General features: G+C 56.7%; 13 protein-coding genes, 1 tRNA gene and 1 riboswitch. Of the genes, 5 read left to right on the forward strand and 9 right to left on the reverse strand.

The genetic code is table 11. From position 1 onward, the window contains the following. Both LD28_RS0109315 and LD28_RS0109320 read right to left on the reverse strand, forming a co-directional pair. On the reverse strand, positions 1-190 hold a 190-nt coding region (locus tag LD28_RS0109315), incomplete at its 3' end, for a PTS transporter subunit EIIC (RefSeq protein WP_033136701.1). A gap of 158 nt (positions 191-348) precedes the next feature. Continuing rightward, positions 349-438, reverse strand: a tRNA-Ser gene (locus tag LD28_RS0109320). Positions 439-1,029: 591 nt separating this feature from the next. Between LD28_RS0109320 and LD28_RS0109325 the strand changes: the two genes are divergently transcribed. Further along, the gene (locus LD28_RS0109325) at positions 1,030-1,968 is read left to right on the forward strand and encodes a L,D-transpeptidase family protein (RefSeq protein WP_033136726.1); all 939 of its coding nucleotides are present in this window, start codon (positions 1,030-1,032) and stop codon (positions 1,966-1,968) included. A 39-nt stretch (positions 1,969-2,007) separates the two neighbouring features. Next, entirely contained in the window at positions 2,008-2,994 is a 987-nt protein-coding gene (locus LD28_RS0109330; protein ID WP_033136702.1) for a DUF481 domain-containing protein, read from the forward strand. A 116-nt stretch (positions 2,995-3,110) separates the two neighbouring features. On the opposite strand, the gene LD28_RS0109335 is transcribed toward LD28_RS0109330, so the two are convergent. The 4 genes from LD28_RS0109335 to LD28_RS0109350 form a co-directional block, all read right to left on the reverse strand. Then, complete coding sequence (locus LD28_RS0109335; RefSeq protein ID WP_033136703.1) at positions 3,111-4,526, reverse strand: SLC13 family permease; 1,416 nt, start codon at positions 4,524-4,526, stop codon at positions 3,111-3,113. A 243-nt stretch (positions 4,527-4,769) separates the two neighbouring features. Then, complete coding sequence (locus tag LD28_RS0109340) at positions 4,770-5,495, reverse strand: MaoC family dehydratase (RefSeq protein WP_033136704.1); 726 nt, start codon at positions 5,493-5,495, stop codon at positions 4,770-4,772. Positions 5,496-5,739: 244 nt separating this feature from the next. Then, positions 5,740-6,693, reverse strand: a complete 954-nt coding sequence (rlmF, locus tag LD28_RS0109345; RefSeq protein WP_033136705.1) for a 23S rRNA (adenine(1618)-N(6))-methyltransferase RlmF — start codon at positions 6,691-6,693, stop codon at positions 5,740-5,742. Positions 6,694-6,841: 148 nt separating this feature from the next. After that, positions 6,842-7,330 (reverse strand): C40 family peptidase, encoded by a 489-nt coding sequence (locus LD28_RS0109350; protein ID WP_033136706.1) that lies wholly within the window; start codon positions 7,328-7,330, stop codon positions 6,842-6,844. 275 nt (positions 7,331-7,605) lie between these two features. Between LD28_RS0109350 and LD28_RS0109355 the strand changes: the two genes are divergently transcribed. Together LD28_RS0109355 and LD28_RS0109360 are read left to right on the forward strand one after the other, a co-directional pair. Next, the gene (locus LD28_RS0109355) at positions 7,606-8,328 is read left to right on the forward strand and encodes a 4'-phosphopantetheinyl transferase family protein (RefSeq protein ID WP_033136707.1); all 723 of its coding nucleotides are present in this window, start codon (positions 7,606-7,608) and stop codon (positions 8,326-8,328) included. Further along, positions 8,325-9,173: a tetratricopeptide repeat protein gene (locus tag LD28_RS0109360; protein ID WP_033136708.1), complete on the forward strand. Its 849-nt coding sequence runs from the start codon at positions 8,325-8,327 to the stop codon at positions 9,171-9,173. Before LD28_RS0109355 ends, LD28_RS0109360 begins: the two co-directional genes overlap by 4 nt. 153 nt (positions 9,174-9,326) lie before the next feature. On the opposite strand, the gene LD28_RS0109365 is transcribed toward LD28_RS0109360, so the two are convergent. Further along, positions 9,327-9,569, reverse strand: coding sequence for an Lpp/OprI family alanine-zipper lipoprotein (locus LD28_RS0109365; protein WP_005334342.1), 243 nt, complete (start codon positions 9,567-9,569; stop codon positions 9,327-9,329). 225 nt (positions 9,570-9,794) lie between these two features. Next, positions 9,795-10,448: a 3,4-dihydroxy-2-butanone-4-phosphate synthase gene (gene ribB, locus LD28_RS0109370; RefSeq protein ID WP_033136709.1), complete on the reverse strand. Its 654-nt coding sequence runs from the start codon at positions 10,446-10,448 to the stop codon at positions 9,795-9,797. A 104-nt stretch (positions 10,449-10,552) separates the two neighbouring features. Further along, positions 10,553-10,709: riboswitch (FMN riboswitch) on the reverse strand. A 259-nt stretch (positions 10,710-10,968) separates the two neighbouring features. Here ribB and purU point away from each other — a divergent pair. Further along, positions 10,969-11,805 (forward strand): formyltetrahydrofolate deformylase, encoded by an 837-nt coding sequence (gene purU, locus LD28_RS0109375; protein WP_033136710.1) that lies wholly within the window; start codon positions 10,969-10,971, stop codon positions 11,803-11,805. 78 nt (positions 11,806-11,883) lie between these two features. Here purU and LD28_RS0109380 read toward each other — a convergent pair whose 3' ends face one another. Further along, positions 11,884-13,146 carry a DUF945 family protein gene (locus tag LD28_RS0109380; RefSeq protein ID WP_033136711.1) on the reverse strand — a complete coding sequence of 421 codons (1,263 nt, stop codon included), beginning with the start codon at positions 13,144-13,146 and terminating at the stop codon, positions 11,884-11,886. Positions 13,147-13,152 lie beyond the last annotated feature (6 nt).

The raw sequence follows: 13,152 nt of genomic DNA on the forward strand, positions 1-13,152 counted from the left end.
CCAGCTGCGCAAAGAAGATCCGCTGGGTCCCTTCCACCAGATGACCGTTGATCAGCTCGCTACCACCCAGTGCGGTGGTCCAGAACGGCAGATAGAAGATATGGTGCAGACCGAATGGACCGAGCATTCGCAGCACAAAGCCGTAGATGAAGGTGCCAAGATAACCGGTGGCATCGACTAGCCCACCCATCCCGAAGATCAGATTCTGAAAATGGACCTGAACGGGCCCTCTCCCAAGGTAATCTATCCGAATAACATACCAGTCAACACCAAATGGCATACTGGATGGCATACCAAAAATGAAAAAATGAAAAAGCCCAACCTGTTCAACAAGTTGGGCTTAGTATATGGCGGAGAGACAGGGATTCGAACCCTGGGTGGCATTGCTGCCACAATTGATTTCGAGTCAATCCCGTTCGGCCACTCCGGCATCTCTCCGTGGGGAGAGAGTTTTACCCAAGCCGGACCAAGGATGCAATAAAAATTTCTTATATATCAAATGGCTGAATCATATATCTGGGAGCAGGCTCACAATATGCTTCCCGCTGACCACCTTAAGGAGCCGAGCTAACCTTCCCATGCACCGGGCACGTTTTCTCTTTCACATGCATGATCGCTGACGACCCCCTCACCCGGCGGATAGCGTTCAGGTGCGCGTCCCTCAACATACTGCCCGCTGACCGAACTTATTAGTCATGTCGACAATGCGCGCGGCTTCCACCCAACACTATGTACGTTATGTACGTTATGTACGTTATGTACGTTATGTACGTTCGCAAGCCTGACTCATTATTCGAGTCATGATATCCGCACATCACCATGTTGCGTCCGTTTTTCCTTCTTGGCTGTCAAAAATCGTAGAAAGGCCGATTTTGGCAAGTTTCCTATGTATCCCTAAACCGTTGCTGGTGCGCGGCAAGCTGGTAATCATGGGCTGATTGAGGAACAATCACACTATCATGGCGGCTGCTTTGATGATTTTCCGCCCCGATTGAACTGATGGATCTCCCTATGCGATTGCCAAAACTCATGCCCCTATCCATAACGCCCGCGCTGTCCCTGCTGCTGGCTGCGATCATGCTCTGCGCCACGCCCGCGCAGGCCAAGCGCTACCCGCTTCCGCCAGCAGAGAGCCGCCTTATTGGCGAGCTGGAGGATTACATCATCCAGCAGGATGAGCATCTGGAGCTGGTTGGCAAACATACCCAGATTGGTTTTTTGGCGCTGCTTGAGGCAAATCCCGGTATAGACCCCTATTTACCCAAGCCGGGCACCCGCTTGACGTTGCCTACCCAGATGCTGCTGCCCGATGTGCCTCGCGAGGGGATCGTCATCAATCTGCCCGAACTGCGCCTCTACTACTTCCCCAAAGGCAAGAGCGAGGTCATCGTGCTGCCCATCGGGATTGGTGATATCGGCCGTGAGACTCCCGAGATGACCACGACCGTCATTGAGAAAAATCCCGACCCAACCTGGGTGCCCGGCCCCATGGTGCGCAAATCCTGGCTGGAGCAAAAAGGGATCACCCTGCCCGCCGTAGTGCCTCCCGGCCCGGAGAACCCCCTCGGCAAGTTCGCCATGCGCCTTGGCTATGGCAAACGCGACTATCTGATCCACGGCACCAACAAAGATTTTGGCGTAGGCCTCAGAGTGAGCGCAGGCTGCATCCGGCTGCGGCCGGACGATATCGAGGCCCTGTTCAAGATTGTGCCGATCGGTACGCAGGTACGGGTCATCAACCAACCGGTCAAGGTCGCCATCGAACCGGATGGGCGGCGCTGGCTGGAGGTGCACTCCCCGCTCTCCCGCACCGAAGAGGAGCTTGAAAATGGCGCCCCGCTGGTACTATCACCGGCCATAGAGGGCTTTATCAGTGCACCTGAAGTGATGCAGGATGAGGTGACGGCGGCGCTGGAGAGCAAAAATGGCCTGCCCCGCCCCATCAGCAGTCAACTTGTCAGTGGTTAAGTCATCAGCGCCGGAGTCATACCGGAGTCACCTTACCCCATGAAATACCTGCCCCTCGTACTCCTGTTGGCCTGCCACTCCTTGTGGGCAAAAGACATCCTCTGGATGAACAATGGCGATCGTCTGACCGGCACCATCGAAGAGATCGGCGATGAATCGGTACGTATCGCCTTGCCCTATACCGGCGCCGTTACCGTCAAGCGGGATGCCATCAAGCGCTGGCGGCTGGAGCATCAGGATAAGCCCAAGGCGACCGCCAAAGGGGGATTCACCCTGTTCAAGGATGAGCAGGATGAACGCAAGGCCTGGCTCTGGAGCGGTAGCGGGGATCTCAACATCAAGCTAAAACACAAGGACAAGTACACCAACAACGTCAACGTCAAGGGCAAGACCGAGTTGGCTAATCTGGACTGGCGCTACAGCCTCTCCGGAGAATACTCCTACGAAACCTCTGACAGCGTCACCGATAACCACGACTACAAGCTGAACCCGACCATTGACTACTTTTTCGATCAGCAGTGGTTTGTGCGCAGCTCGCTCAATGCCGAATATGACATGCTGGAGAGCAACTACCTCAGCCTCGACTATGGTACCGGCCCGGGTTACCGCTTCTGGAACGAGAAGCGCCGTCGGCTGGAGTTCGTGGCGCAAGGGGGTCTGCGTAAAACGTACTTCAGGGAAGAGAGCGGGATTGGGTTGCTCTTCAAAGGCAACCGCATCATCGACCAACCCTTTGCCAGCATGAACTGGGATTATCGCCAACCCATCCCGATATGGCGGGAAAAACTGGAGCTGTTCAGTCAGGGGCGCTATCTGGTCTATCTGGATCAACCCTCCCCCTATATCACCCTGGATCGAGATGTGACCGGCAGCTTGGGCCTGCGCTACTACTTCAACGACCACCTGCGCCTCTCTTGGTCGAGCGAAATGGAGTGGGAAGATGGCGAAGTGCATTTCATCGGTCTCGAGCAAAAGTACAAAGAGACCGAATTCAGGCACCTGCTCAATCTGGGCGCCAGTTTCTGAGTCAACCGCAAATAGAAAGAGGAGCCAATTCGGCTCCTCTTTCTATTTTAGTCATCCCCTGCCACGGCCCCTCTCCGATGATGACGGTGGCAACCGATGAGATCCCGACAGTACGGTCAGATCAGCCCCCAGGCGGCAATCTGGTAGATCCATACCATCGCCAGCAGGGTACCAACCAGTCCCATGATGACACCGATCCGCACCATCTGGCGACTCTCCACCAGACCGGTGGCGTGGGCCAGCGCATTGGGCGGGGTACTGATGGGCAGCGACATCCCGAGCGAGACCGACATGGTGACCGCCAGGATCAGGGTGTGACTGCCGCCCCACTCGGCAAGCTCCGGCATACTGACCGCCAGCGCCGCCACCAATGGCAGCAGCAGGTTGGCGGTCGCGGTATTGGACATGAAGTTGGCCATCACCACCGCCAGCAGACAGGCGCCAACCAACACCGCCAACGTGGAGTACTCATGGAACGGAATGTGGGTGATGAGCCGCTCAGCCAACCCGGAGTCCTCCAGCGCCAGCCCCAGCGCGATACCGCCCGATACTAGCCAGAGCACATCGAGGGAGATCTTGTGCAGATCGTCCTTGGTGATGATGCCGGTGGTCAGGAACACCGCCACCGGGATCATGGCGACCACGTAGGAGCTCATGCCATGCAGATCCCCCAGCAGCCAGAGCACTATGGTGGTGATAAAGGTGAGGTAGACCACCCAGGCGCGAGGGGTCTGCATAAAGCGCCCCTCAATCTTGAGATCCATCCGCTTGAGAGTGCTCGGGAAGAAGCGCCCCAGCAGAAACCAGCCGAGCAGCAACAGCAACACCACAAAGGGCACCGCAAATCCCATCCACTGACCGAACGAGATGGCGTGCTCGCCGGTCAGGTATTTGAGGGCCACCGCGTTGGGCGGGGTGCCGATGGGAGTGCCAATCCCGCCGAGGTTGGCCGCCAGCGGAATGGCCAGCACAAAGCCGATTTTGGCCGGGTCTTTGTCGGGAAAGGCCGCCAGTACCGGAGTGAGGATAGCCAGCATCATGGCGGTGGTAGCGGTATTGCTCATGAACATGGAGAAGGTAGCGGTGATCAGCATCAGCCCCAGCATGACAATCCGGGGATCCTGACCGAACGGGCGCAGCAGCACCCGCGCCAGATTGACGTCCAGATGGTATTTGGTCGCCGCAATGGCAAGGAAAAAACCGCCGAGAAACAGCATGATGACCGGCGAGGCGAAGGTCGCCATCACCTCGGTCGACTTGAGCAGCGCACCAAACCCCGGATCTGCCTTGTCGGCGGTCATGAACCAGAGCCCCTTGTCGGAGAGCAGCAGCAGCTCCAGCACGATGATCAGCACCGAGGTGGCGAAGATGGGAATGGGCTCCAGGATCCAGCAGAGGGCGGCCAGCACAAAAATGGCCACGACCCGCTGCTCGACCACCGTGATCCCCGCCAGCGGGATCCAGTGGGTCGGGATCAGCAGGATGGCGAGGCTCAGCAGCAATGGCAGAATAATCTTGTGATTGATGGGCACTATTGTCTCCAAGATCGGGAGTAAGAAGCCAATAGTGGCATAACATGCTATCGCCTCACGCGACTATCTCGCCAAAATGAGAGCTGGCTAACTGCATGGCACCCGGTTTTGTGAGTCATATCAAGCTGGGGTCGGTGCGCAATGGCTCACTCCTCACCGCTGGCAACAAACAGGCAAAAAAACGGGCCCGCTGTGAGTTGAACTACAGCGGGCCCGTTTCACCATTCATGCCGATACAGGCGCTCAGAAGTAGATACGGGTCACCGACTCAATGACGCAACCCGGGCGGCGGATCCCTTCGATCTCCACCTTGATCTCTTTGAGCAGCTCCAGCCCGCCCTTGATGGGGGTGACCCGGGCCAGCTTGGTGCGGGCGCGGATCTTGCTATCCACCTTGATGGGGTACGGGAAACGCACCTGATCCAGCCCGAAGTTCACCACCATGCGGGCGGTCGGGAACTCGGGGGTGTCCTCATCGACCGAGCCGGTCAACTGCGGCAGCAGCGCCAGGGTCAGGAAGCCGTGAGCGATGGTGGTCTTGAAGGGCGACTCGGCAGCCGCACGCTCCGGATTGGTGTGGATCCACTGGTGATCACCGGTCACGGCAGCAAACTGATCGATCATCTGCTGGCTGACATGGAGCCATTCGCCCACGTGGGTCTCTTCACCGATGCGGGCCTGCAGGGTGGCATAGAGCTCGGCAGCCTCGGCCCCCAGCTCCACAGCGGGTTCCTGAGCCACGACAGGCTGACCGTTGGCCACTTGTGCCACGGTTGCTGCATCCTGTTGCTGTTCGCCCTGGGACTCGGTTTGCAAGTCCAGCACACGTCCCAGCAAAGGATGAAGATGTGCCTTTTGCTGAAACTCACGCCAGTAGTCGCGGATCGCCGGAGAGAGCCAATCCTTGAGCTCAAAGGGGTGCTGCGCCAGAATTTCGCGCTTGCGCTTCAGAAAATCGACAACTTTCATCTACCGATCCCTATTTGATCCAATGCCTGTTAAGAGGTCTAACCAGTCCTATTTTATTAAAATTTTAGCTGTAAGTGCAAAAAAATCTCGGCGCACAACTGTACCAAAGCATGAAAAACCAAAAAAACAGACAAACATGGTTATATTATCCACTAACAAGACAAGCAAAAGGATAACCGACCAAAACAATAAACATGAGAGGTTCATCATGAAAAAGGCCCTTAGCAGGCCTTGTGGAGCGAATTCAGCTATGCACACCACCCTCATCCAGGAAAGACCAGGCAAGGATCCGGCTCACCTTGTTGCCCTGTGCCATGTCGATCACTCGTACCTGACGTGCGCCAACCCGGCTCAACGCCTTTTTCGCCCCCGGCAGATTCTCTTTTTTTGACACCAGCGAGCTGAACCAACGGCACTGGCTCGCAAACTCCTTGCTCTGGGCGATCATGTTGGCCAGAAACGCCGCCTCGCCCCCTTCGCACCAGAGCTCAGCCTTCTGGCCGCCGAAGTTGAGTACAGGTGCACCTGTCACCTCCTTGCCCAGATTGCGTAGCTTGCGCTCCGTCCCCTTGCTCGCCTCTTCCAGCGACGCATGGAACGGCGGATTGCACAGCGTCAGGGTAAAGCGCTCCTTCGGCCCTATGATGCCGCGAAACACATGGTTGGCATTGTTCTGCAGGCGGCACTCAATCTGATTGCCCAGCCCGTTGCTTTTGGCCAGCAGGGTGGCGGCCTTGACCGAGACCGGATCGATATCGGAGCCCACGAAGCGCCAGCCATATTCGCGGCAGCCGAGCAGCGGATAGATGCAGTTTGCTCCCACCCCGATATCCAGCACCCTCACACCCTTGCCGGTAGGAACACTGCCCGTGCTTTCGGCCAGCAGATCGGCCACCCAGTGCAGGTAGTCAACCCGTCCCGGGATAGGCGGACAGAGATAACCGGCAGGCAGCTCCCAGTGAGCAATCCCGTAGTGATGGGCCAGCAGGGCACGGTTGAGGGTCTTCACCGCATCGGGATTGGCAAAATCGATGGTGCGGGTGCCGTAGTCATTGATAAAAACGTGGGCAGCCAGCTCGGGAGTTCGCAGACAAAGCCCCTCAAAATCGTAGCCCGCCTGATGGCGATTGCGGGGATGGAGTCCAGATTTGCGGTCACCTGACTTGGGGTCACCGACGGATTTGATGCGGGGTTTCATGCTGAGCCTGCCGAAGAAAACGGGCCCACACTATAGTGATTTGGTTCAGGAAAGTCTAAACGACGGCAATAAAAAACCGGGCTATCGAGCCCGGTTCAAGTGAGGTTGGAAAAACAGTCCGTACTGCGAGCCGTTTGTCCAGCCTGACTCAGATATCGATCCGGCGCGCTTGCCAGAACTTGCTGCGCCAATATTGGCTGTCCAGCTTGGAGCGTGTCACACCAACGCGGGTCGAAGCATGGATGAATTCGCCATTGCCGACATAGATACCAACGTGGTTGAGACGGCGATTGATTTTGAAGAAGACCAAGTCACCTTCGACCAGATCCTGCTTGGAAATACGCGTCCCTTCATGAACTTGGGAGCGGGTATCACGGGGTAATTCGACACCGACGGCATTACGAAACACTTCACGGGCAAAGGCGGAGCAATCGATACCGCGCTGGCTACTGCCACCCATCCGGTACGGAACACCACGCCACTCTTTATATACTGTCAGGATTTCATTCACATCGGGTGTCTGGGAAGCTTCCGGTTCGATTACAGGTTCAACCATGGAAACTTCGATCTTGCTCGCGACCTCGGTCTGGGGTGCCGAGGCACAACCCACCATTCCGAGCGCGACCAGCAGTAGCATCAGGTGGCGCAATCCTTTATCCCCGCAAAATAGTAAATCTTGTTAAAATACGGCCCCAAAGGGCAATTTATAAGGCAACAGCACCCGACTATATCCAAGAATTCTATCGAGGCAAGTGAAAATCCCTATCGAGCTCACATTTTTGCAAGGAAATGCACGATTTTTCATAATTAATGTGATCATGCCCAAACAATATACAATCGCAAAAAGGGCCGTGGGCCTCATAGATAACTGGCTTTTATCCCTGTTTCAGCACCTTTTTAAAGTGAAAAAACATGATCGAAACCGATCTTTTTTTGTTAAATCCGGCCAAGGTATGCCAGAAACTGCTCGCTCAATTGCCTGAATGGCTGTCAACCGATGAGCAGCATATCTGGCAAACCATGACCCATCCTGAACGGCGTCAGCAATATCTGGTGAGCCGCGCCCTGCTGCGCCAGCTGTTGGCCGAGCGACTGCAGCAACCCGCCGCCAGCTTGCAATTTTGCCATGGACCCCATGGCAAGCCCCGACTGCACGATGATACCTGGCACTTCAATTTGAGCCACAGTGGCAGCTGGCTGGTATTGGCGCTCTGCGCGCAAGGGCCGCTGGGGGTAGATATCGAACTGGGCAAACGGCGCCATCATCCCCTCCCTCTGGCCAGCCGGTTTTATGCACAGAGTGAATATGAGTGGCTCTGCACGCTGCCCGTTCAAGAGCAAGAAAGTGCCTTCTACCGGCTCTGGTCGCGCAAGGAGGCTGTGCTGAAAGCCCACGGTGGCGGCATAGCCGCCGGGCTCGAGAAGGTGCGCTTTGTCCCGGCGCAAGGGTGGCAACTCGACAACCGGCTCGATGACACCCCTTATCAGGTTCAGGATTGGCCCTTCGCCAGCGGCTGGCTCAGTCTCGCGGCGGCGGCAACACCTGTGACGTTTTACCGGCTGGATGAGCGCTTGAATTGCCAGTCGCTCAACCCCATGTTACTCCACACCCTTTCTGAAGAGTCCCACTCATGATCGTCGACATTACTCCCCAGAATTTTCACGCTGAACTTATCGATGCGTCCATGAAAAAGCCGGTCGTCATCTATTTCCATGCTCCGCAGATGCCGGAGTGTCAGGGGATGACACCGCTGATCGAATCACTGGTTGGGCCCGCCAATGAGCAGGTCACCTTGGCCAAGGTGGATATGAACGATCCCCAACTGCAGCCGCTGGCCAGTCAGCTCGGCCTGCGCGCTCTGCCGGCGCTGGTGCTGTTCCATCAGGGTCGCCCTGACGAACAGGGGATCATCGAAGGGCCGCAAGATGAAGCCACCCTGCGCCAGTATTTCGCCGCCTTCGCCCCCAAAGAAGAGGAAGAGCTGCTGGCCAAGGGACAACAGGCACTGGCTGGCGAACAACCCAGCATCGCCTATGCCCATCTGACCAAGGCACACCAGCTGGCTCCTGAACGCCACGACATCAGCCTGTGGCTGATCCAGGCCGCGCTCGACCTCAATCTGCTGGATGAAGCGCAGGAGCGCCTCGGCGCCATCCCGATGGTGGCGCAGGATGGTCACTTCCATACCCTGAGCTCACGACTCGCGCTGGCCCTGCAAGCGGCAGACAGCCCGGAGCTGCGCGCGCTGGAAGCCCGTCATGCAGAACAACCTGATGATTTTGCCCTGACTCAGGAGCTGGCGGTGCAATACAACCAGGCTGGCCGTCAGGAAGAGGCGTTGGGACTACTGCTGGAGATCCTCAAGCGGGATTTGGCATTTGGCGATGCCAGAAAGACCTATCTCGATATTCTGGCGACCATGGGCAGCACATCGGCGGCGCAGAGCTACCGTCGCAAACTCTATAGTCTGCTCTACTGATCGACGTCGAACTGGCTGGTCATGATGGGGGAGTGCCGGGAGACCGGCATGACCTCATGGGTCAAGTGCGAAGAGCGTGTAGTGGGGATGTGGAAACGGTGAATTTCAGGCAAAAAAAAATGGCGCATAACTGCGCCATTTTTTTCGCATGGATTACTTCTTGTAAGAAGTAGCCATGTTGTCGATGCGCTGGTTAGCACGCATAGCTTCTTGCTTGGCTTCGGCAACATCAGCAGCGATTTTGGACTGATCAGCACGAACTGCGCTAACATCTTGAGCCAGTTGGTCAACTTTGTTAGACAGATTCTGAACGGAAGTTTCCAGTTCGCTGGTGTTTGCACAACCGCCCAGCAGAGCGGACAGACCAACAACACCTACCAACAACAATTTTTTCATTTTTAAAGCTCCCTTGAACTCGCCAGACGTTTAGCAAGCGGCGTGATTATGGCACAAAAAAATCATACTTTGCATAGTCCCCACCACAGATAAATGCATTAAAACCCTCATTTTTTTTTGAATGAACAGTTTTTGTTCAGATTCGTCTAAAAAATGAGTGCCGCGTGGTGAGGGCACGGACAAAGGTTAACCAAATTTTTGCCTTATTACAATTTCGTATGAGGCTCAGGCTGTTCGTTCTGACAGCAACTGACGATATTGCACCAAATCTTCGATGGTCAACACCGGCATCCGGTGCTTGCGACCGAACGCTACCAGGTCTGGCAGACGTGCCATTGAGCCATCTTCCTTGGTCAATTCACACAGTACTCCGAACGGTTTGAGACCAGCGAGCTGCATCAGATCGACGGTCGCTTCGGTATGACCACGACGGGTAAGCACACCACCGGTTCGCGCTCGCAGCGGAAAGACATGTCCCGGGCGGTGAAGATCACCCGGTTTGGCGCCATCGGCGATGGCTGCACGGATGGTGGTGATGCGATCAGCAGCCGAGACTCCGGTCGTAACGCCCTGCGCCGCTTCGATGGTCACGGTGAAAGCGGTCTGGTAGTGGCTGGAGTTGGCTTCCACCATCATTGGTAGTTCCAGCTGACGAACCCGCTCGTCGGGCAGGCAGAGACAGACGATGCCGGAGCACTCTCGGATCATCAGCGCCATCTGTTCATTGGTCATGGATTGGGCAGCGAAAATGAGGTCGCCCTCGTTCTCCCGATCTTCATCGTCGGCCACCAGCACGCCGCCTCCGGCACGCAAGACAGACAGGGCCGCTTCGACACGGGCAATGGGATCACCGAATTCACTGAGTAGAGACTGATTCATGGTAAAACTCCTAAACAAGACAAGGACCAGAATCAGGGCATGGAAAGGCAGACAGAGATGGGCATGCCGCGGCCAGCCCACAAGGGCCAACGCGGCAATGTCTGTCTTATCCTCTTTCATCCGGACTATGACCGTCGGCTCCGGCATCTCACCGGATCTGCTGACCCCGCCCCGGCAATCAGCCAAGTCGGGCGCTCGCGGGCTCCCCGAGTCAATCGGGATACCGCCGGTGGGGAATTGCACCCCGCCCTGAGAATAAGCGCAGACAGCCTAAAGAAAAACGGTTGCAGATACCAGCCAAAATCCCCCATTGGCTGAAAAGCGTTTCAAGATTGCGCCCAAGATCGCGCTCTTCAGCCTGCTGGCCAACACGAGGTGCCATGACTGGCGAATTTCTTTATGGCGCGGATCGGTTTATGGCATAGTTCCCGAAACAAAAAACAGTGCCAAAAAAAGAGCCTGAAAAACGCGTTGCCTGCGCAGACAGCAGCGCCAACACCACAAACGGAAAATGACAGAGATGGAAAAGAAAATACTGCTCACGGACTGCCCGGATGCCAAAGGGCTCATCGCCAAGATCACCAACATCTGCTACAAGCACCAGCTCAACATCATCAAGAACGATGAGTTTGTGGATCACGAGAATGGCCGCTTCTTTATGCGCACCGAGCTGGAGGGGCGTTTTAACGACGAGACCCTGCTGGCGGATCTGGATGATGCCCTGCCCGCTGGCGCCCATCGTCGGCTTGTCAAGGCGGGTAAAAAGCGCATCGTCATCCTGGTGACCAAGGAGACCCACTGCCTCGGCGATATTCTGATGAAGAACTACGCGGGCGCGCTGGATATGGATATCGTCGCGGTGATCGGCAACTACGACACCTTGGCCGAGCTCACCGGCAAGTTCAATATTCCATTCCACACCGTCAGCCACGACGAGCTGAGCCGTACCGAGCATGAAGAGCAGGTACGCGCCATCATCGACAGCTATGAGCCTGACTATGTGATCCTGGCCAAGTACATGCGGGTGCTGACCCCCAGCTTCGTCGAAGCCTACCCGCGCAAGATCCTCAACATCCACCACTCCTTCCTGCCCGCCTTCATCGGCGCCCGTCCCTACCGGCAGGCGTTCGATCGCGGGGTCAAGCTGATCGGCGCCACCGCCCACTTCGTGACCGACGATCTGGATGAGGGCCCCATCGTCGAACAGGACGTGATCCACGTCGGTCACGCCTTCAGTGCCGATGACATGGCCAAAGCGGGCCGGGATGTGGAGAAATCGGTGCTGAGCCGTGCGCTGGAGCTGGTGCTGAACGAGCGGGTGTTCGTCTACGGCAACAAGACGGTGGTCTTCAAGTAAGCGCCATCGCGCGCAGCAAGAGAGCGCCAGAAACAACAACGGCTCCCGCGGGAGCCGTTGTTGTTTCTGCGCAGTGCATCAGAGCGGCAGGTCGTTCACCGTCATCGCGCCCTTCTCCAGCTTCAGCTCGGAAATCAGTTTTTGCTGATCGGCCTTCAGATAACCCATCAGGGTCAACTGATCGAGCATGGGGGCCAATTGCGGCACCGCCTTGCCCAGCTTGTCGCTGAGGTTGGCATGCAGCTGGCCACTCAGTGCCTGCATCCCCTCCTCACTATTGAACAGCTGCTCCAGCGAGGTCGATGCCAGTTTCACATCCCCCTTCATGGCCACCGCTTCCCCGTTTAGCTTGGCGCTCAGGTCGGCCAGCTCCAGGGTCGCACCGCGTTTGAGCATCTTGTCCAGCGCCTGCTGGATGGCAGCATCCTCAACGCCCTTGCCGCCAGCGGCCTGCAGTCCCTGATACCCTTCCAGATCCAGTCCGTTGAGGTTGAGCGCCAGTTTACTGTCGGTCACCGCCAGGGTATCGGTCTCATTCTCCAGATTAAGCTTGGCAATCTTCATCAGATAGCTGCTGGAGAGCGTCTGGGCATTGTCCCCCTTGAGCAGGGTCTCAGTGGACATATCCTGCAGCGATACCTTGATGCTGTCAGGCAGTTGCATGGTCAGGGCAGAGAGGGTCATCTGGCTTTGCGGCGAGAGGATGACACCGCTTATCTCGGCAATATCGGCGCTCCCTTTCATGTCAGCCAGCACCAGATCCATCTTGTTCTGCTCTTCGTGGACCGTCATCCCCTGCCAGGTCATGGTGATGTGGCCATTGCCTTCCAGATTGCCGTGGAACTCGCCGGAAAGCGGCAGGAAATTGAACTCGTCCAGCCCCTGTTTGACCTTGAATTCGTTGGCCCAGAAGCGGCTACTGTTTGCCTGGGTCCAGAGGCTGCTCACCGACTCCAGGCCAAATTGCCACTGCTCCATACCCAGTGCTTTGAACACCGGCGCCAGCGACCCCTGCTTGGTATCGAGCAGGAGGTGGCTCTTGATATAGAGCGGCAAAATCCGGCTTGTCACCACGAACTGCAGATCCAGCGGTTGGTTCCCTTCCAGATCGCTGTCGAGGGCAGCCATCTCCTGGGGGGTGACCACCAGTTTCAATACTCCGTCGCGGGTGAAGAGATTGCTATTGCCGGGCAGCCACTGCAGCTCCAGACCACTCTCGTTCTTCACCTTGGCGATCTGCTCCGCCATGATGCGATCAAAACTGTTGCCCGTGTACCAGCACGCAGCCAAGCCACCACCTACCAGTGCCGCACCCACGGCGAGGGCCACTATCTTTTTCATATTTCC

The organism is Aeromonas finlandensis (assembly GCF_000764645.1).
In the GTDB taxonomy this organism is placed as follows: domain Bacteria; phylum Pseudomonadota; class Gammaproteobacteria; order Enterobacterales; family Aeromonadaceae; genus Aeromonas; species Aeromonas finlandensis.

Coding starts and splice junctions, on each gene's coding strand:
- LD28_RS0109340 (WP_033136704.1), bottom strand. CDS start 5,495: ATGAAAGTTGTCGATTTTCTGAAGCGCAAGCGCGAAATTCTGGCGCAG.
- LD28_RS0109365 (WP_005334342.1), bottom strand. CDS start 9,569: ATGAAAAAATTGTTGTTGGTAGGTGTTGTTGGTCTGTCCGCTCTGCTG.
- LD28_RS0109380 (WP_033136711.1), bottom strand. CDS start 13,146: ATGAAAAAGATAGTGGCCCTCGCCGTGGGTGCGGCACTGGTAGGTGGT.
- LD28_RS0109355 (WP_033136707.1), top strand. CDS start 7,606: ATGATCGAAACCGATCTTTTTTTGTTAAATCCGGCCAAGGTATGCCAG.
- LD28_RS0109360 (WP_033136708.1), top strand. CDS start 8,325: ATGATCGTCGACATTACTCCCCAGAATTTTCACGCTGAACTTATCGAT.
- LD28_RS0109350 (WP_033136706.1), bottom strand. CDS start 7,330: ATGCTACTGCTGGTCGCGCTCGGAATGGTGGGTTGTGCCTCGGCACCC.
- LD28_RS0109325 (WP_033136726.1), top strand. CDS start 1,030: ATGCCCCTATCCATAACGCCCGCGCTGTCCCTGCTGCTGGCTGCGATC.
- purU (WP_033136710.1), top strand. CDS start 10,969: ATGGAAAAGAAAATACTGCTCACGGACTGCCCGGATGCCAAAGGGCTC.
- rlmF (WP_033136705.1), bottom strand. CDS start 6,693: ATGAAACCCCGCATCAAATCCGTCGGTGACCCCAAGTCAGGTGACCGC.
- ribB (WP_033136709.1), bottom strand. CDS start 10,448: ATGAATCAGTCTCTACTCAGTGAATTCGGTGATCCCATTGCCCGTGTC.
- LD28_RS0109330 (WP_033136702.1), top strand. CDS start 2,008: ATGAAATACCTGCCCCTCGTACTCCTGTTGGCCTGCCACTCCTTGTGG.